General features: G+C 54.2%; 17 protein-coding genes and 3 tRNA genes. 1 reads left to right on the top strand and 19 read right to left on the bottom strand.

Annotated elements, in window-relative coordinates; genetic code table 11:
* Nucleotides 1-12: 12 nt before the first annotated feature.
* The 14 genes from QM016_RS00950 to QM016_RS00885 all read right to left on the bottom strand — a co-directional run bounded on the left by QM016_RS00950 (nucleotide 13) and on the right by QM016_RS00885 (nucleotide 13,538).
* Nucleotides 13-1,164 (bottom strand): cysteine desulfurase family protein, encoded by a 1,152-nt coding sequence (locus tag QM016_RS00950; RefSeq protein ID WP_016477005.1) that lies wholly within the window; start codon nucleotides 1,162-1,164, stop codon nucleotides 13-15.
* 19 nt (nucleotides 1,165-1,183) lie between these two features.
* A complete protein-coding gene (rpe, locus tag QM016_RS00945; RefSeq protein ID WP_282709822.1) occupies nucleotides 1,184-1,870 on the bottom strand; it encodes a ribulose-phosphate 3-epimerase in 687 nt (228 codons plus the stop codon).
* Nucleotides 1,871-1,887: 17 nt separating this feature from the next.
* Entirely contained in the window at nucleotides 1,888-2,898 is a 1,011-nt protein-coding gene (locus tag QM016_RS00940) for an NAD(P)H-dependent glycerol-3-phosphate dehydrogenase (protein WP_016477007.1), read from the bottom strand.
* Nucleotides 2,895-3,557 (bottom strand): glycerol-3-phosphate 1-O-acyltransferase PlsY, encoded by a 663-nt coding sequence (gene plsY, locus QM016_RS00935; protein ID WP_016477008.1) that lies wholly within the window; start codon nucleotides 3,555-3,557, stop codon nucleotides 2,895-2,897. The genes QM016_RS00940 and plsY overlap by 4 nt, the downstream gene beginning before the upstream one ends.
* Nucleotides 3,557-4,882, bottom strand: a complete 1,326-nt coding sequence (der, locus tag QM016_RS00930) for a ribosome biogenesis GTPase Der (RefSeq protein WP_282709820.1) — start codon at nucleotides 4,880-4,882, stop codon at nucleotides 3,557-3,559. Before der ends, plsY begins: the two co-directional genes overlap by 1 nt.
* A gap of 112 nt (nucleotides 4,883-4,994) precedes the next feature.
* Nucleotides 4,995-5,852, bottom strand: coding sequence for a 4-hydroxy-3-methylbut-2-enyl diphosphate reductase (gene ispH / locus QM016_RS00925; RefSeq protein WP_282709819.1), 858 nt, complete (start codon nucleotides 5,850-5,852; stop codon nucleotides 4,995-4,997).
* A gap of 1 nt (nucleotide 5,853) precedes the next feature.
* Nucleotides 5,854-7,437, bottom strand: coding sequence for a (d)CMP kinase (cmk, locus tag QM016_RS00920; RefSeq protein ID WP_282709818.1), 1,584 nt, complete (start codon nucleotides 7,435-7,437; stop codon nucleotides 5,854-5,856).
* The gene (locus QM016_RS00915) at nucleotides 7,434-8,264 is read right to left on the bottom strand and encodes a pseudouridine synthase (RefSeq protein WP_282709817.1); all 831 of its coding nucleotides are present in this window, start codon (nucleotides 8,262-8,264) and stop codon (nucleotides 7,434-7,436) included. Before QM016_RS00915 ends, cmk begins: the two co-directional genes overlap by 4 nt.
* Entirely contained in the window at nucleotides 8,257-8,919 is a 663-nt protein-coding gene (gene scpB, locus QM016_RS00910; protein ID WP_016477013.1) for an SMC-Scp complex subunit ScpB, read from the bottom strand. The genes QM016_RS00915 and scpB overlap by 8 nt, the downstream gene beginning before the upstream one ends.
* Nucleotides 8,919-9,788, bottom strand: a complete 870-nt coding sequence (locus tag QM016_RS00905) for a segregation/condensation protein A (RefSeq protein WP_282709816.1) — start codon at nucleotides 9,786-9,788, stop codon at nucleotides 8,919-8,921. Before QM016_RS00905 ends, scpB begins: the two co-directional genes overlap by 1 nt.
* Nucleotides 9,789-9,791: 3 nt before the next feature.
* Complete coding sequence (locus QM016_RS00900; protein WP_282709815.1) at nucleotides 9,792-10,472, bottom strand: site-2 protease family protein; 681 nt, start codon at nucleotides 10,470-10,472, stop codon at nucleotides 9,792-9,794.
* Nucleotides 10,473-10,487: 15 nt separating this feature from the next.
* Nucleotides 10,488-10,799, bottom strand: coding sequence for a hypothetical protein (locus QM016_RS00895; protein ID WP_282709814.1), 312 nt, complete (start codon nucleotides 10,797-10,799; stop codon nucleotides 10,488-10,490).
* Nucleotides 10,792-12,807 carry an ABC-F family ATP-binding cassette domain-containing protein gene (locus tag QM016_RS00890; protein WP_282709813.1) on the bottom strand — a complete coding sequence of 672 codons (2,016 nt, stop codon included), beginning with the start codon at nucleotides 12,805-12,807 and terminating at the stop codon, nucleotides 10,792-10,794. The genes QM016_RS00895 and QM016_RS00890 overlap by 8 nt, the downstream gene beginning before the upstream one ends.
* A gap of 338 nt (nucleotides 12,808-13,145) precedes the next feature.
* A complete protein-coding gene (locus QM016_RS00885; RefSeq protein WP_282709812.1) occupies nucleotides 13,146-13,538 on the bottom strand; it encodes a VOC family protein in 393 nt (130 codons plus the stop codon).
* Nucleotides 13,539-13,741: 203 nt separating this feature from the next.
* On the opposite strand from QM016_RS00885, the gene QM016_RS00880 reads away from it, so the two are divergent.
* On the top strand, nucleotides 13,742-14,059 hold the full coding sequence (locus QM016_RS00880) for a hypothetical protein (RefSeq protein ID WP_016477019.1): 318 nt from the start codon (nucleotides 13,742-13,744) through the stop codon (nucleotides 14,057-14,059).
* An 86-nt stretch (nucleotides 14,060-14,145) separates the two neighbouring features.
* Here QM016_RS00880 and QM016_RS00875 read toward each other — a convergent pair.
* From QM016_RS00875 to QM016_RS00855, 5 genes are all read right to left on the bottom strand, one after another.
* A tRNA-Val gene (locus QM016_RS00875) sits at nucleotides 14,146-14,220 on the bottom strand.
* A 64-nt stretch (nucleotides 14,221-14,284) separates the two neighbouring features.
* On the bottom strand, nucleotides 14,285-14,662 hold the full coding sequence (locus tag QM016_RS00870; protein ID WP_016477020.1) for a hypothetical protein: 378 nt from the start codon (nucleotides 14,660-14,662) through the stop codon (nucleotides 14,285-14,287).
* Between the two features lie 206 nt (nucleotides 14,663-14,868).
* Nucleotides 14,869-14,944: transfer RNA gene (locus QM016_RS00865), tRNA-Ile, on the bottom strand.
* A 39-nt stretch (nucleotides 14,945-14,983) separates the two neighbouring features.
* Nucleotides 14,984-15,059 (bottom strand) — tRNA-Ala (locus tag QM016_RS00860).
* Between the two features lie 108 nt (nucleotides 15,060-15,167).
* Nucleotides 15,168-16,865 carry a proline--tRNA ligase gene (locus QM016_RS00855; RefSeq protein WP_282711436.1) on the bottom strand — a complete coding sequence of 566 codons (1,698 nt, stop codon included), beginning with the start codon at nucleotides 16,863-16,865 and terminating at the stop codon, nucleotides 15,168-15,170.
* Nucleotides 16,866-16,923: the final 58 nt, after the last annotated feature.

The following is a 16,923-nucleotide window of genomic DNA, read 5'->3' as shown; positions in this document are numbered from 1 at the left end:
AAGAGTTATTTATTATGCATCAACGATGGCGAGAAGTGCGTCGGCAAACGCATCAAGTTCACTATCGCAGATACGCTCATCAAATGAAATCCGCAGCGAGCCTAAGGCTTTACGCCGAGAGACTCCCATCGCAGAAAGCACATGACTCGGATCAAGGGATCCGGAAGAGCAGGCGGATCCCGCGGAAACTTCAAAGCCCTTCTGGTCAAGGCCAAGTACCAATGACTCGGAATCAATATCCGACACAAGGATATTGACAATTCCCGGCAGATGGTCGTCTCCAATGCTTACTGAAGTGGTGGCCTCAATTTTTGGAGACGCGCAAAGACGCCGGTAGAGCTTCTCCGCACGCTCAGAAACCAAAGCACGCCGCTCAGAAAGGTTATCAGCGCATTCTCGCGCCACCGCCGCGAAGGCGAGGGCGCCTCGAACAGCCTGTGTGCCGTGGCGCCTCCCCTGCTCCTGACCGCCGCCGTAGCTCTGAGGTCTCAGCGGCGTGCGCGACCTGATAAGCGCCGCTCCGATGCCGATAGGGCCACCCAATTTATGAGCGGTAACGGTAAGCGCGTCAACATCATCAAGCTGCAGTGGAATGCGTCCAAAGGCCTGGACCGCATCGGTATGAACGTAAGCGCCAGACTGATGAGCCGCCTTGGAAAGCTCGGCGATGGGCTGCACAACGCCTGTCTCGTTATTGGCGTACATGATGCTGACGAGACAAACGCTTTGGTCAAGGGCTTCACAAAGAGTCTGAACCTCAACGTATCCTTGACGGTTAGGCTGTACTAAACGAACGTCGAACCCGCGACCGCGGAGCACCGACGCTGTCGAGAGAACGGAATCGTGCTCGATGGACGACATAATCACGGTTGTGCGAGAACGGTCTTTTGCACGCGCGCCTTCGGCAATGCCGATGACAGCCAGATTATTGCCCTCGGTTCCACCGGAAGTAAAAATGACGTCAGGAGCCCTGAAGCGTCCTCCTGCCGCTTTGACGATATCTACACGGACGCCGTCCAAGGCGCGGGCGGCCTTTCTCCCCAGCGAGTGCAAAGAGTTTGGATTTACGCCGGCAATCTCCGAGTTTTCGTAGTCCTTCTCGGCAGCAAGCGCCGTAGCTCTCGTAGGCGCTGACGAGGCATAATCCAGATACAGCAATGGCATAGTCGTTAAACTTCTTCCCTTAAGCTTGTGTAGTAAGGTCCTTCTCGGCAGCTAAGCGAAGCTCATCGATAGCGGCCGCGCGATCTTCGGCCTTGAAAATGGCGCTGCCCGCTACAAGCATAGTTGCTCCCGCAGCAGTGAGCTCAGCGGCGTTGGCGGCGCTGACTCCGCCGTCGACTTCGATTTGGGGATGCACCTTATGAGCCTCACAGAGCCGTTTGAGCTGGCGAATCTTTGCCAAAGAGCCTGAGATGAACTTTTGTCCTCCAAAGCCCGGGTCCACGCTCATGACAAGCGCCAAATCAAGATCTTCGATGATGTTCTCGAGCAGACACACCGGCGTTGCCGGATTGAGCGAGATACCCGCTTGAGCCCCATGCGCATGAATAAGGTCAACCAGACGATGGGCGTGCGTCGCAGCCTCTATATGAAAGGTTACAATCTTAGCGCCAAGATCCAAAAACAACGGGACGATATCCTCGGGATTAGTTACCATAAGATGCACGTCAAAGGGCAAATCTGTCGCCTTTTGAGCCTGAGCCATAAGGGCGGGTCCAAAAGAGATGTTTGGTACAAAATGGCCGTCCATCACGTCGTAATGAACGTAGTCGGCGTGCGCGATGCTTGCGAGCTCGTCTCCGAGTTTGGAGAAGTCAGCCGATAAGACGGACGGGGCTATCTGTATGTTGGTCATCGTGTCAGTCATAGCGTTCCTCACGTTTCTTAGCGTTCAATACCATAGAATTCGTCACGAGGTATGCGGTCCACAAGGTTCGCGATAACATCCTCAATCGAACTGCCCCCGTATAAGAGCGCATATACCGCGTCTGTAAGAGGAACCTCAATGCCCTTCTCTCGGCCAAGCTCTGAAAGGCCTAGAACCGCCTGAGCGCCTTCGACCACCATGTGCGTGCGATCCTGATATCCCTTAAGAGTTTCGCCCGCCACAAGAGCCTCCCCGAAGGAGCGGTTCCGGGAATGGCGAGAAGTGCAGGTGACCACCAAATCTCCCATGCCGGCAAGACCCATACACGTGAGAGGATTGCCTCCAAGAGCGGCTACTATGCGGCTTATTTCAGCGATACCTCTGGTCATGAGCGCGGCCAGGGTGTTATCTCCCGCTCCCTTTCCCGCCGCGACACCGCACGCTATCGCAACGACGTTTTTCGCCGCCGCGCAGGCCTCAACTCCGCATATGTCATCACTTACATAGGCACGGAAAAAACGGCAGGATATCGCCTGCTGAAACCTGCGGGCACAGGCAGGGTTTTCTGAGGCGACCACCGCGGCGGAAAAGCTCTTTTTTATGACCTCCTCCGCATGGTTGGGACCCGACAGGACGGCAATACGTTCCGGATGACCCAGCTCGTCAGCAGCAACCTCGTGCATCAGCATATGCGAGTGCGCTTCCATGCCTTTTGAGAGTACAAGTACATCAACGTCATCTGAGAGAAACGGCACCAGCGAATGACATACAGATCGCAGAAATGCCGAAGGCGTAGCCAGCACGACCGCCTCAGCTCCCTGAAGCGCTTCTTCATACGACGTCGTGGCTCGAATTGTATCCGGCAGCAGCGCATCGCTCAGATGAAGGCAATTTGTATGCCGTTGGTTGATGCTCTCGGCGATTTTCGCTTCAAGCGACCATATGACCACGTCTTCGCAGGTAGCTGCAAGGAGTGTGGAAAAGGCGGTACCCCAAGAACCCGATCCAATAACACAGGCGCGCCTCATGATTTATCCTTTTCTTTTTCCAGAGAAAACTGACGCTCAGTTCCTGCTGAAAGCCTTTGCAGGTTTTCTCGGTGGGCCCATATAACCGTCACGGCGACAACGGTTATACATAGAACAGAAGGAAGAGATTCACCGAATAGAAGGGCAAAGACAACGATTGCGAGGGCGGCGCCAACAGACCCAAGCGACACATAGCGCGTTGGCAGCGCGAGCGCCAAAAACACCAAGAATGCCATACAGGCCATTGCCGTATTGAGCGCTAAACCGCCGCCAAATCCTACGGCAATCCCCTTTCCACCGTGAAAATGAAGCCACGGAGAGAAAATGTGTCCCAGTACGCAGCAGGCGTATATAAAGGCGACAAGCCAGGAATAGCTTCCTTCTCCGTTAAAAGCCGCCGCGTCGCCCCCTGATACCGCAGTGAGGACAAGACGGGCGACAAAGACGCTGAGAAAGCCTTTGCCCGCGTCGCACAGAAGCGTCAAAATACCCGCCGCTCCGCCGGCGCTTCTCGCCACATTAGTCGTCCCGATATTGCCGGAGCCCACCTCGCGGATATCCTCGTGAGCCATACTCCGCGCAATAATCAATCCAAAGGGAATGCCTCCAATAAGGAAGGCGGCGACTCCCAACGCAAGTCCAGCAAAGATGACGTTCATTATCGTGCCTCCGTTTTTCTGCGGAACTTCAGACGAACGGGCGTGCCTGTCAAGGAAAAGCGCTCGCGAAGACGATTTTCAATAAAGCGCTCGTAGGCATCGTCAACAAGATCAGGCGCGTTGCACCAAAACGAGATAGCGGGAGGCTTGGTTCCCGTCTGCGTCGCATAGTGAATCTTAAGGCGGCGGCCCTTATCGGAAACCGTATGGCCGCTTTCACGAATCCGCGCGAGAAGGTCGTTGAGCTCGGACGTGCGCAGCTCAGCCGCGTGAGCCTCGGCAGCAGCAACAGCGGCGCTCAGCACCTTATCAAGCGAGCGCCCCGTCAAGGCGGAAACATGAATGGACGGTATCCAAGGAGCGAATGCCAACCGCTTGGCGACAGAAGCGGCCACGTCACTACGCTGAGCGTCGGAATCGATAAGGTCCCACTTATTGAGGACCACTACCAGCGCGCATCCGCGCTCAATAGCCATATTGGCGAGCTTCTGGTCTTGCTCGGTAACGCCGATGGAGGCGTCTACCACCAAAAGGCACACATCAGCTCGGTCCATAGCTTGCAGGCCCCGCACCAGACTGTAATACTCAACATCTTCATGTACCTGGCTCTTTTTGCGAATGCCCGCGGTGTCAACGAGACAAATGGGCATTCCCTTCCATTCAATCATCGTATCGATGGCGTCGCGCGTGGTGCCCGCGACATCTGAAACAATGGAGCGTTTTTTGTGAGCCAGGCGGTTAGCCAGCGAAGACTTGCCTACATTGGGACGGCCGATAATGGCAAGGTTAAGAATAGCGCCATCATGCGATTCATCGTCTTCTTCAGGAAGAGTTGCAACGATATCGTCAAGCAAATCGCCTGTCCCCGTGCCATGCGCAGCAGAAATAGGGATCGGCTCGCCTACGCCCAGGGCGTAAAAATCCCAAAGTCCGTCCTGCTCAGCGGCGGGATTATCCTTCTTGTTGACCACCAGAAAAACGGGTTTGCCGGACTTGCGGACAATACGGGCGACTTCTTCATCCTCATCGGTGATGCCTGTTTTTCCATCAACCACAAAGACAATGATATCCGCTTCTGCGCAGGCCAGCAAAGCCTGTTCACGAATGTGCGGGGCAAACTGATCTTTGGATTTAACGGATTCGATGCCACCTGTGTCAATCAGGCGAAAGTCGCGGCCGTTCCAATCGGCATCATGGTATGAGCGATCCCGCGTCACGCCGCGTGATTCATGAACAATCGCGTCACGCTTCTCGGCAATGCGATTGACCAGCGTAGATTTGCCCACATTGGGGCGGCCGACTATAGCGACAATGGGCTTAGCCATGGTTCTCCTTGTATGAACGTACAGTTATAGTAATGGTATCACGCCAAGCCGCAGGCACCTGTATACGTGCGCAAGTTACTTTGTCCAAAATGGTCTTTTAGGGATCGTCGTGTCAGTTGGCGCCGACCATGGTGGCTATGGCCTGGTACACGGACTTAATATGCGACTCCGGGGTGGAAGCTCCCGCTGTTATTCCAATGTTTTCCGCGCCCTCAAACCAGTTGGCGAGAAGTTCATCCGGACCTTCGATGTGGTGTGTACGAGGACAATACTGCGATGCGATCTCCGCTAAACGTGTCGTGTTGGCGGAGATACGGCCGCCAATGACAATCATAACGTCGGACTGCTGCGCAAGGCGGCGGCAGGAATCCTGATGGCCGGCCGTGGCCTCACAGATAGTATTCATGACCCGCACCTCTTCGGCGAGAGGCAGTATGGCGCTGACGACTTCGTTGAGGCGGGAGGCAGACATGGTTGTCTGCACGATAAGACCTATGTGCCGCGCCTGTCGCAGCGCTTTCGCGTACTTCTCGACATCATCTGCCGAATCGATTGCTATTGAACCGGGAACATGTGCGAGCGTTGCTTCCACTTCGGGATGGCCCGCTTCGCCGACAACATAGACCGCATAGCCTTCTTTGGCCAGAAGCTCAGCCGCGGCGTGCGCTTTTTTGACAAACGGACAGGTCGCGTCCATGACTTTTGCGCATTGGTCGCGGGCGATACGCTCTTCTTCAGGCGTGACCCCGTGAGTGCGGAGAAGCAAGGCGGCGCCCGCAGCGTCCGAGGCGCTGTCCACGACAGAAACTCCCTGGTGTTTGAGGGAGTCAACGACGCGCGGATTGTGAATCAGAGGGCCGAGCGTTTTAACGGGTGCGCCTCCCTTTGCCACAGCGGCCTCTACCATAGCGAGCGCGCGCTCAACGCCGTAGCAGGCTCCTGCCTCATCTGCAATCCGTATGACAGGCACGCTAATTCCTTCCGGGATGGTCTTTCATGAGCTGATCTCTCAGTTCATATACCCGCTCCATGCCAAGCTGTTCCATTTCACGAGCCTGGTCTTTGCGCTTTGTAGAAGCAAGCTCGGAAAACGCGATACGCTTCCCAACTGCGCCCCAAATTTTGACCGGCTTGACGAGAGGTGAATGCTTCTTCTTGATATCAAGCGCACCAAAGATGGCAGTCGGCTGAACATCACAGCCCGCAAGCTGAGCGATGAGTGCGAATCCCCCATGAATCTCTGGTCTCGCAAAGTTGTCGCGAATGCGCGTTCCCTCAGGATAGATGAGCACGCACTCTCCTCGCTTAAGCGCCGCCACCGCTCGGCGGATGGCCTTCATGTCGGCGGTGCCGCGCTCGACAGGAATGGCGCCAACGCGCGAAAACAGCCAGGCGATAAGCCGATTGTTGCCAAACTCGCTCTTGTAAATGGTGCGCACCGGTATGTTGTGCCACATGAGATAGACAACGCTCATCACGGGATCAAACATCGAGGGATGGTTCATGATAATCACCCGAGCGGTCTTATCGTCCTTAAGAAGCTGCGCGTCTTTAAAGCCCCAGCGAAACCATAGTTTCGTGACGCCCATAAGCAAAAGGACGACTACCCGCAAAAATATACGCGCGGGAAGCGGAAAGTCTTTGATCCCCGTGTCAAAGTAGTCATCTACGGAATTCCCGCGGAACGCGTGGAGCTTTTTGTCGGACTTTTTAGTGGGTTTTTTGTCGGAGCTCTTCTCAGAGTTCTTCTCGCCTCTCGATGTTTTTTTGGTCGTCGAAGGTCTGTGAACCTCGCTATCATCGGACGAAGCGGGCTTGGAGGACGCGCTGTGATGCTGGCGAGAAGAACGCGGCGCCCGTGTATCACGCTCCTTGAGGCCGGGATGCAAGGAGATGATTGCATCTACAACCTCATCGAGAGTCATGTGAGAAGAATCGATGAGATGAGCGTCGGCAGCGGGCTTTAAGGGCGCGACCTCCCTGGATGAATCAGCCTTGTCACGCGCCTGTATATCCTCAAGGATCTTCTTTTCTTCCGCAGCGTTTGCGGTGGCTGAGGCATTTGTCGCGGCGTCTCCGCCTTCACGCTGCACCGCGCGTCGGTGAGCACGCGCGGTTGCGTCAGCCGTCAAGAATACCTTGACCTCCGCCTTAGGAAACACAACGGTACCGATGTCGCGGCCTTCGGCCACCACATAGCCTGCCTCCCCCGCGCGGCGCTGGAGCACTACCATCGCCTCACGAACCTCAGGAATGGCAGCAACGGCAGAAACCGCACGGTCGACCTCGGGCGTGCGAATCGCATCGGTTACGTTGCGTCCGTTTGCAAAGACCGTCTGGCCTTCTTCGGTATTGCCAAAGGTAATCTGAATCTCACGGGCAACCTTGATAACGGCTTCGGTATCTTCAGGCGCGACACCTTTGCTCAAACATTCCGCCGTAACGGAGCGATACATCGCCCCGGTGTCCAAAAACACAAGGTCCAGGCGCTTGGAAAGCGCGCGGGCAACAGTCGACTTGCCGGAACCGGCCGGGCCGTCAATGGCAACGATCATATATCCTCCTTGCACGTCATGTACTCCATCGAACCGTCGGCAGAGCCCGCCTGTTTTTTAAGCGCGGCAAGCTCCTCTTCGCTCAAATCCCGCCACTGCCCTTCTGCAAGGCCGGCAAGGCGCAAAGGTCCGAACGCGTCTCTGTGGAGCACGATAACGCGGTGTCCAATAGCCAGCATCATCTTTTTAACCTGATGCTTTCTTCCTTCATGAATCCATATACCAACAATAGCGTTATCCGCTCTGCCAAAGCGCTTCGTGTGGCGAGAAACCCCATGGAGCTCCAAAAGGTCATCTCTCAGCTCCACGCGAGCAGGTTGGGCCAGGCCATCGTCCAAAACAATGCCCAACCGAAGCCGATTGAGTTCCTCCTCGGTCGGCGTGCCTGAAACAAGAGCCAGATAATGCTTCCACACATGCTTTGAAGGGTGCAGAAGTTCCTGCGCCATCAGGCCGTCCGTAGTAAAAAGCAAAAGGCCGGACGTATCTCTGTCCAGACGCCCTACTGGAAAAAGACCAGGATATCGTTCTGAAGGAACCAATCCTTTGACGGTCGGGCGACCCTGAGGATCTTTCATCGTCGTAAGACAGCCCTCGGGTTTGTTGAGCATGAGATAGGCCGGTGTGTCAGCGATGCTGACCTCTACACCGTCCACCGTTACTATGTCACAGCGGGGGTCTACTTTACTGCCGAGCTCCGTTATTATCGCGCCATTGACGCATACTCTGCCCGCGCTCATAAGCCGCTCAGAGCCGCGCCTGCTTGCCACGCCCGCGCGTGCCAAAAAACGCTGCAGCCGCATGGGGACAATACGCTGATCACCCACGGTAATCCTCGCTCAGAAGTTCCTGCTCTTCATCAAGGTCTTCAGCCGTTTCTTCCAGCGTTGAGGCAATACTTCTGCCTGAGAGACGTTCGCGGATAAATTGCTTGGACTCTTCATCGGGAGCAAAGTCTTCAAGAGGCGGAAGCTCCCTAAGAGACTTGAGCCCAAAGCGCTCCAAGAAAAGCGCTGTTGTACCGTAGAGAATAGCCTGTCCACGCTCGGCGTCGCGGCCGATTTCGCGCACGAGGCCCTTCTCGCGAAGAGAAGCTATGACGCCATCGGAATTAACGCCACGGATGGCGCGGACCCCCTCGCGCGTAACCGGCTGATGATAGGCGATTACGGCAAGCGTCTCAAGCGCCGCCTGGGAAAGGCGATGCGTGTCCCATGACAGCACAAAGTCGGCCACCTTATCATGAAGCGCGGGGTGCGTAAACAGCCTCCAGCCACCCGCCACCTCGCGGAGCTGAAATCCACGGTTTGCTTCGGCGTATTCGACGGACAGCTCAGCTAAGGCGGACGCAACTTCTCCCGGCGCGGCACCCGTAGTCTTTGCCAAATCCGTTGCGGAAACAGAGTCGGACGCCACCAAAAGCAGAGCTTCAAGCAGCTGTTTCAAAGAACCTGCTTCCAGATTTTCAAGCATTTCAGCCATTAGGCATCTTCCTGTTCAAATTCCGATAAATCAGCGACTGCCGCATCTCCTGACAGTTCGCTGAGCTCCGACATAACAGACTCGTCAAGCACATAAGGGTCAGCACCTTCTACATGCTCTATCTCGATGTCGCCAAACAGATTGCTTTGCGCGACGCGTATCATGCCGCGTTTGAAGAGCTCCAGAACGGCAAGAAAATTTGCAACGACAATCTCAGGCGTATCCTGTCCGTCCAGCAGCTCAGAAAAGGTGAGGCGGCCGCGCGAACGAGTCAGGCGGTCCACTGAAGCGACGGTCAGCGCCACGGGGATTCGCCGGGGCGCCACGTGTTCGGCCTCAAGCAAAAAAGTCTCCCGGCGCGAATCAATGTCAGCGCAGATGACCGCGAGGCTTCTGAGGGTAATGCCCTCAAGGTAATCCGGCATGAGGTTCAAAAACGCGGGATCGGGACCGGCGCTGCGAGCAAACATGAGCTTCTCGGCTTCCGCACGCATACCCAAAGCAGCACCCGCGTTTCTGAACTGCTTGTAGGCAATAAGCCGAGCGATGAGCACTTCTCGAGCCTCGTCAGGCGAAAGATTCTGAAGCAAATCGGCATCGTCATCTTCACCGTCATCGCTCGACGCGCGGCTCGAAACTCCCTCAGGCACAAGGGCCGCCGCTTTCATGTCCAGAAGCGTAGATGCTACCAGTACAAAATCGGAAGCGACGTCAAGGTCCAAGTCTCCCATAGCCTCTACCTCGACGAGATACTGTTCGGCGACCTCGGCGATAGAAATTGACCCTATGGTGACTTTTTGACGACTGACCAGCTGGAGAAGCAAATCAAAGGGGCCTGAGTAGGCGGCTGTTCTGATGCGATACGACATGGCTTACCCAATCAGCAGCTTCAAGAGAAAAGACATGCTGCCATCGATAATCCCATTGATAATCCCAGGATCAAACCACAAAAGGATCATGAGGCCAATCATACAGTAGGGTTCGATTGTGTAAAACTTCCGGCGCAAGTTATCCGGCAAGAACAGCAGGAGCAGCTTGGAGCCGTCAAGCGGCGGCAGCGGAATGAGGTTGAAAACGGCCAATACGATGTTGGATACCATGATCGTGGAAAGAATCGGAATAACCCAGGCGACCAGAAGATTCGCGTGTGCCATCGCCCACGATGGATTGCTTTTTGCTACTGCGAATACAACGCGGTAGATAATTGCGGCAACGCTGGCCTGCAGCAGGTTTGAAGCGGGACCGGCAAGGGCCACGAGCACTTCGTCCAGACGACGATGACGCAGGTTATTGGGGTTGTACGGAACCGGCTCAGCATATCCGAACCCCGGCCAGCCCAAAATCACGCAGAGCGCCGGAAGGATAATAGAGCCGAAAGGATTTATATGAGCTAGTGGATTGAGCGTCAGGCGGCCAGCGTTTTTTGCAGTTGGGTCTCCGCAAAGATACGCTACGTATCCGTGAGCAACCTCATGGAGAATGATGGCAAAAAAGAGTACCACGATATGAATGAAAAGTGACATCCACGGAATGCCGTTGTATGTCTGGCTCATGCAAAACCTTTCCGCTTACCTTGTGCTTCTCGCCGCACAGTGAGCTCCTCGCGAGACGGCTGCAGTAATGATAGCAACAATGAGATAGTCTCCGCGCAGGACGCCACCGGTTGGCAGAGGGAATACATATCTTCCCGCAAGCGCCGAAGGCACCATCCGCATAGCGAAGCCATCGAGTTTCAGCTGCTCCACGCGCAGTATGTCCGGCTTAAGCGCGTCAAGCACGACCATCACGGTATACAAGGCCGCCAACACCAAAGCGAGAAGTGCCACTGCTCGCAAAATGTTTCTGAGCGCACGTCTGACGCTTGAAGCTACTCTACTCATGGGCGCCTTGCTCCATCTTTTCTGACAACTCAAGCCATTCCTGTTCAAGCGCGGGAATCTTTTTTGCAAGCGCGTTATACTCTGCCATGCAGGTATCGAATTTTTCCGCATCGCTGTACAAATTTTCATCCGCCATCAAACGCATAAGCTCGTCATAGCGCTTATGGGCAGGTTCAAGAGCAGCTTCGACTTCTTTCAGGCGCTTCTTTGTATCACGCAGCGCGCGGTTTTTGCGATTGCGCTCTTCCGCCTCGGCTCGGCGCTGCTCCTTTGTTTTGACGTTGCGCGCCGTGTTGGGGGGTGCCTCATGGCGCTTCTCTCTACGCGAACCATCGGAGCTATAGGCTGTCGGTGTCTTTTGCTGCGGTGTCCCAGCGCCCCCGGCTTTTTCAGCCTCAAGCTCAGCGCGCTTGAAGCAAAAATACTCATAGTCGCCGTCGTAGACGGTTACCTTATGATCGCGCACGTCAACGACCTTGTTCGCAAGCGCTCTGACCAAATGCTCATCGTGACTGATGAGGACAATGGTTCCCGGAAAATTAACGAGTGCCTTCTCAAGCACGTCAACTGAATCAATATCCAAATGGTTGGTGGGCTCATCAAGCAAGAGCAGTGGGTCAGGCGATACGAGCATCTTCGCAAGAGCCAGACGTGCACGCTCGCCACCGGAAAGAACCTGAACGCGCTTCTCGACATCATCGCCATGGAAGAGAAAGGCTCCCAAAAGGCGACGTTCCTCGCTGGTTGTCCAGCCGGGAGCTACCGAATCAAGTTCGGCCATGACCGTGTTTGCGGGATTGAGCTCTTCAAGCTGATGCTGCGCATAGTAGGCTTCGCTGACGTTCTGTCCAAGCTCAATGCGGCCTACGTCAGGAGCAATCTTGTGCGCCATGAGTTTCATGAGCGTTGATTTCCCCGCGCCATTAGGGCCAACGAGCGCCACATGGTCGCCTCGATAGAGCTTTACGTCAATGTCGCGATAGACAAGGTTATCCTCATAAGATTTGGAAACCCCTTCAAGTGAGACCACCGTATCTCCCGTGCGAGGCGGTTTGGGAAAGCGGAAGTGTACCTGATGCGACTGCTCCGGAAGCACCACCAATTCCTGACGGATCTTCTCGACCTTTGCCACGCGCTCTTGTACCTGCCGCGCCTTAGTCGGCTTGTAGCGAAAACGCTCGATAAAGACTTCCATATGCGCAATATCGCGCTCCTGCGCCGCGCGCTTGGCACGAAGCTGTTCAAGGTTTTCCTCGCGCTGGCGGAGATATCCAGAGTAGTTGCCGGTATAGGTTACCAGCATACGGTTCTCCAGCGCCGCCACATGACTTACGCAGGCGTCCATAAAGGAGCGATCGTGTGAAACGAGAAGTACGGCTCCGTCATAGCCCGCCAGAAACTTCTCCAGCCACTGGACCGATTCAAGGTCAAGATGGTTGGTCGGTTCATCAAGTAAGAGCAGGTCAGGATGGCGCAGGAGCAGCTTTGAGAGAGAGATACGCATCTGCCAGCCGCCCGAAAATTCTTTGGCGGGCTTATCAAAGTCCTCCACCGGAAAGCCGAGGCCACCGAGAATCTGGCGAGCACGAGCCTCCAGCTCATAGCCGCCTAAACGCTCAAAGCGCTCCATAGCGTGACCATAGGCTTCAAGAAGTTTGTTGAGCTTGGCCTCCTCCGAAGTTTCCGCGATTGTCTGCGAAAGCTCAGCCACCTTGCGCTCCCACGTCTTAATCTCATGCGCCGAGTCGATGACTTCCTGAAGCGCCGTCTTCTCTCCCATGAGCTTGGTTTCCTGCTCAAGGTAGCCAAGCGTGGTATCACGCGCAAAGGAAACAGTGCCTTCATCTGGTGTTTCTTGTCCCATGATGATTTTCAGAAGCGTTGTCTTGCCAGCGCCGTTAGGACCAACGAGCGCCCAGCGCTCACCGGCATTAAGCTGCAGCGTTGCGCCTGAATAAAGGACACGTCCGCCGAATGATTTTGCGATTTTATCTGCCAGTGCGATCAAAAGGACTCCCGAGCTCTCTAGAATGCAGCCACCCATTATAGGTCATTCGCTGATTTTCAGGTGCTTCTCGGCATCTTAGGTGCTTCTCGCCATCTTAGGTGCTTCTCGCCATTGTCCGCGCAAGAATGGATTTCCAGAAATGGATTTCCAAAAAAGTGCCACAGTTGTGATAAAAATACTTCACAACTCATGGCATTTTTAGGGGATTTATCACAACTGATGCCTTTTTTAGGAGTTTTCATATCACAACTCATGCACTTTTTTGGACTCGCGCAGCAAGCAAATTCGAAAACGTGCCCGAAAGCGAACCTAGCAATGAGCGGAAGTGCAGTCAGCTCTCACTCAGCGACCGTCAGATGAATTGCAAAGCCGGCAATCTGCTCCTTGAAGTAGACAAGAAAGGTACTGCTATCAGGCATGAGGCGCCGAGAAGACTCGTCTATCTCAAACCCACGTGCTTCAAACCACTTTTCCGCCGCAGACAAATCGTCCACGTGAAAACCGATGTGCCCCTTCTCACCGCGACCGTTTTGCTTCATGATTTCAACAAGCGTTCCCGAGAAGAACGACGGTTCCATCTCTCTTTTGGGAAGACCCATGAGCAATGCGAGCCGGTCGGCAACAGCCTCTGCTTCCTCAGGGTTTTGCGCATTGATGCCGACATGCGCTACGTACATTCCAAAAAGCTCAACAGGATTTTCTGATGTTTCATGTTTTGCTGTTTCAAGCATATAGCTGCGCCTCCCAGATCAAAGTACGGTTTAAGTGACATCTTCCTATGAAGTGTATCAAAGATTTATCCAGGTTTAAGATGGCGCTTCAGACATCATTCTTCACATATCGATTCTTAATCCATTCTTAAGAAAACGATAATTTTAATGAATTATACTGTTTTAAAGAGGTGGCCGAGTAACGATAAAGTGGGTGCTTTGATATGGGAGCGGTGCTTGTAATTCTTTTTTGGCCTATTATTCTCATTGCTGCTATTTTTGGTCTCACAATCCAATCACTGGAAGCCCTCGTCAACTCCTGGGCCTTCCCTATTGCCATTCTGATTTTTGTTGCCTGGCTTGTGGTAACCGTTAGCCTTATACGCACGTTTGTATGGTGGCTCAAGGATAGGAAGAACCATGTAGTGACAAAGAAACGCTTCTGTATTCCCATCACGTTTTCAATAATTGCCCTTGCGCTGACGTTTTTCGACGTATGGCTTGCGGTCAATGTTGTTTCGGCGGCGGTCTTTACTCACTAAACAACACCGTTTAACAGTCCTATTTAGCAGTCATTTCTGACACAAAAAAGCTGAGATCCAAGATTGAGTCTCAGCTTCATCTTTTCTGGTGGGCGATACAAGATTTGAACTTGTGACCTCTGCCGTGTGAAGGCATTGCTCTACCCCTGAGCTAATCGCCCGATAAGCGCCTGCAAATCATATCAAAAAATAACTCGCAATTCTAGGCTCGTATGAGATTCTGTTCTATTTTGCCTCAAGTGACTTCTTTACCCGACGCGATCCAAAGGTAACGAATACCGACAGGGCGAGAAGAACCAGTTGTTCAGCACTCAATATTGTAAGACTTTGCGCTGTCACCACCTGAACGACGGTACTGATTGCCAATACTGCGGTTGCTCCAAAAAGCATCGAAAACGCTTCTGCTGCCTGATTAGGAACGTTGGCGGCTCGTGCGGCATATCCGCCTTCGAGAATAGCGATCATACACGCAAAGAGGAAAAGCGCTGAATCTAGTTTTGGTCCATTTCCGATAACCGTAATCACTACAACTACCAAGCCGAGAAGACCACCAGCCAGCAAAAACAAGCTGACGAGCTTCATTGAGCGAGTTTCAGGAGTCATTGCTCCCCTTTCACCAAACAACAGGTATCAACAAAATTACCGACAGCAATAGTATGAAATATTCTACCCTCACGCACACAAGACGTAATCTCATTTTAAGAAATACCTTTACCGGTCTCCCATGTAAGAAGCGCCTGCATCGCATAGCACCCTCTCGTGGTCTCCTAAAAAACCTGACAAGATAGTATCTTGCCAGGCTGAGTAGTTGGTGGGCCCAGTAGGATTTGAACCTACAACCCAGGGATTATGAGTCCCCTGCGCTAACCGTTGCGCCATGAGCCCGTATGAAAAAGGCGACGGTTTCCCGCCGCCTGTCATGTATGGTGGAGAATAGGGGGATCGAACCCCTGACCTCATGACTGCCAGTCATGCGCTCTCCCAGCTGAGCTAATTCCCCGGAAGTGGTGCGGAACTACTATATCAGAGTAAGCGAGCCATGCAAGCGAAAAACCCGGATTGCATGAGAAAAATGCCACGAGAAAATGCCGACAGCTCTACAGATGCTCTACAGCTGCCTGAGCGGAGCCACGCGCGCAACAAGCCACTCGGCAACTTCATCAAACGGCACGTCAAAGCGCTCACCAGTTTCGCGGTTCTTGACCTCAGCCACGCCGTTTGCCGCACCGCGCTTGCCTACGATAACCTGCCAGGGCAAGCCGATAAGATCGGCGTCAGCGAACTTGACGCCGGGACGTTCGTCTCTATCATCTACGACAGTCTCCAAACCAGCGACGACAAACGCGTCGGCAAGCTGCTCGGCAACCGACCATACAAGATCGTCGCCTACGCTCAGAGGAATAAGTTCGACTTCATAAGGAGCAACGCAAACCGGCCAGATGATACCGTGTTCGTCGTTATGCTGTTCAACTACAGCAGCAAGCAGACGAGAAACGCCAATGCCGTAACAACCCATCAAGAAAGGCTGCTCACTGCCGTCTTCAGCGGTAAAGGTCGCGCCAAGCGCTTCGGAATACTTAGTTCCCAACTGAAAGACTTGCGAAACCTCAATGCCGCGCGCCTCATGAAGGGGCTTGCCGCACTGAGGACACAAATCCCCCTCGCGAGCTGTCACCACGTCTACCCACGCGTCAATCTCAAAGTCGCGACCAGGCTTTGCATGCGCAAAATGGAAGTTCTTCTCGTTTGCGCCTATAAGCCACCATTCGGAGTCTCGCAAAGAAATATCCGCTACCGCGCGCACGCCAGCGGGCAAATCTTTAGGGCCGATAAAGCCTTTGACCAGGCCGTTCTCTTTAAGCTCCTCATCACTCATAAGATGGTAGGCGCCAAAGGCATGCTCACCTTTGACTTCATTCAACTCATGGGTGCCGGGAACAAAACAAACTACCGGCTGGCCGTCGCCGTCGATAAGCGCCAACGCCTTGCGCGTCGCACCCTCGCTGACGTGTAAAAACTCAGCAAGCGCTTCAATGGTACTCACTCCGGGCGTAGAGACCTTCTCGAGCTCGCCCGCGCTTCCCTCTTCAACGTGAACCGCAACGGTTGCCGCCTCGGTATCAGCCGCGTAACCGCAGTCGCAATACACGAGCGCCGCCTCGCCCGCATCAGCAAGCGCCATGAACTCAACGGATGTGTCGCCACCAATCTGGCCGGAATCCGCGATAACAGGCAAAGCGCGAATGCCGGTACGCTCGCAAATACGGGCGTACGCTGCCTTTTCCGCATCATAGCACTCCTGCAGCGACTCCTGCGTAGACGAGAAGGAATAAGCGTCCTTCATAATGAATTCGCGGCCGCGCATAAGGCCAAAGCGTGGACGCATTTCGTCTCGGAACTTGTCTTGAATCTGATAGAGCGTTACCGGCAGCTGCTTGTAGCTTTTAAGCTCATTGCGCACCAGATCCGTAAACGTCTCCTCATGAGTAGGGCCAAGCGCGAACTTGCGCTCGTGGCGGTCGTGCAGACGCATGAGCTCCGGCCCGTACACGTCCCAGCGACCCGACTCTTCCCAGAGCTCAGCCGGGGTAAGAATGGGAACAAGAATCTCTTGAGCGCCAATGCCGTCCATTTCGTCCCGGATAATCTTTTCAATCTTGTGAAGAGAGCGCCAGGCAAGCGGAAGATAGCTGTACAATCCCGCAGCAGTCTTGCGAATCATGCCCGCACGGAGTAAGAGTCTGTGGCTGGCAAGCACCGCTTCGGCCGGGTCTTCTTTCAAGGTCGGCGCATACAGTGACGACATCTTTACCCAATGCTTCAAGATTGTTCCTTCCTCATGGCATAAGGCGAGAAGAACTTCT

It is taken from the genome of Lancefieldella sp. Marseille-Q7238 (assembly GCF_949152215.1).
Lineage (GTDB): Bacteria > Actinomycetota > Coriobacteriia > Coriobacteriales > Atopobiaceae > Lancefieldella.
Note: the sequence above shows the minus strand (reverse complement) of the source record. Positions and strands in the feature narration are given on the sequence as shown.

Excerpts from the sequence above, each read along its gene's own strand:
- QM016_RS00950 (WP_016477005.1), bottom strand. The coding sequence starts at position 1,164 with ATGCCATTGCTGTATCTGGATTATGCCTCGTCAGCGCCTACGAGAGCT.
- QM016_RS00880 (WP_016477019.1), top strand. The coding sequence starts at position 13,742 with ATGGGAGCGGTGCTTGTAATTCTTTTTTGGCCTATTATTCTCATTGCT.
- QM016_RS00900 (WP_282709815.1), bottom strand. The coding sequence starts at position 10,472 with ATGAGCCAGACATACAACGGCATTCCGTGGATGTCACTTTTCATTCAT.
- QM016_RS00885 (WP_282709812.1), bottom strand. The coding sequence starts at position 13,538 with ATGCTTGAAACAGCAAAACATGAAACATCAGAAAATCCTGTTGAGCTT.
- QM016_RS00870 (WP_016477020.1), bottom strand. The coding sequence starts at position 14,662 with ATGACTCCTGAAACTCGCTCAATGAAGCTCGTCAGCTTGTTTTTGCTG.
- scpB (WP_016477013.1), bottom strand. The coding sequence starts at position 8,919 with ATGGCTGAAATGCTTGAAAATCTGGAAGCAGGTTCTTTGAAACAGCTG.
- rpe (WP_282709822.1), bottom strand. The coding sequence starts at position 1,870 with ATGACTGACACGATGACCAACATACAGATAGCCCCGTCCGTCTTATCG.
- QM016_RS00895 (WP_282709814.1), bottom strand. The coding sequence starts at position 10,799 with ATGAGTAGAGTAGCTTCAAGCGTCAGACGTGCGCTCAGAAACATTTTG.
- QM016_RS00855 (WP_282711436.1), bottom strand. The coding sequence starts at position 16,865 with ATGTCGTCACTGTATGCGCCGACCTTGAAAGAAGACCCGGCCGAAGCG.
- cmk (WP_282709818.1), bottom strand. The coding sequence starts at position 7,437 with ATGATCGTTGCCATTGACGGCCCGGCCGGTTCCGGCAAGTCGACTGTT.
- QM016_RS00905 (WP_282709816.1), bottom strand. The coding sequence starts at position 9,788 with ATGTCGTATCGCATCAGAACAGCCGCCTACTCAGGCCCCTTTGATTTG.
- QM016_RS00940 (WP_016477007.1), bottom strand. The coding sequence starts at position 2,898 with ATGAGGCGCGCCTGTGTTATTGGATCGGGTTCTTGGGGTACCGCCTTT.
- der (WP_282709820.1), bottom strand. The coding sequence starts at position 4,882 with ATGGCTAAGCCCATTGTCGCTATAGTCGGCCGCCCCAATGTGGGCAAA.
- plsY (WP_016477008.1), bottom strand. The coding sequence starts at position 3,557 with ATGAACGTCATCTTTGCTGGACTTGCGTTGGGAGTCGCCGCCTTCCTT.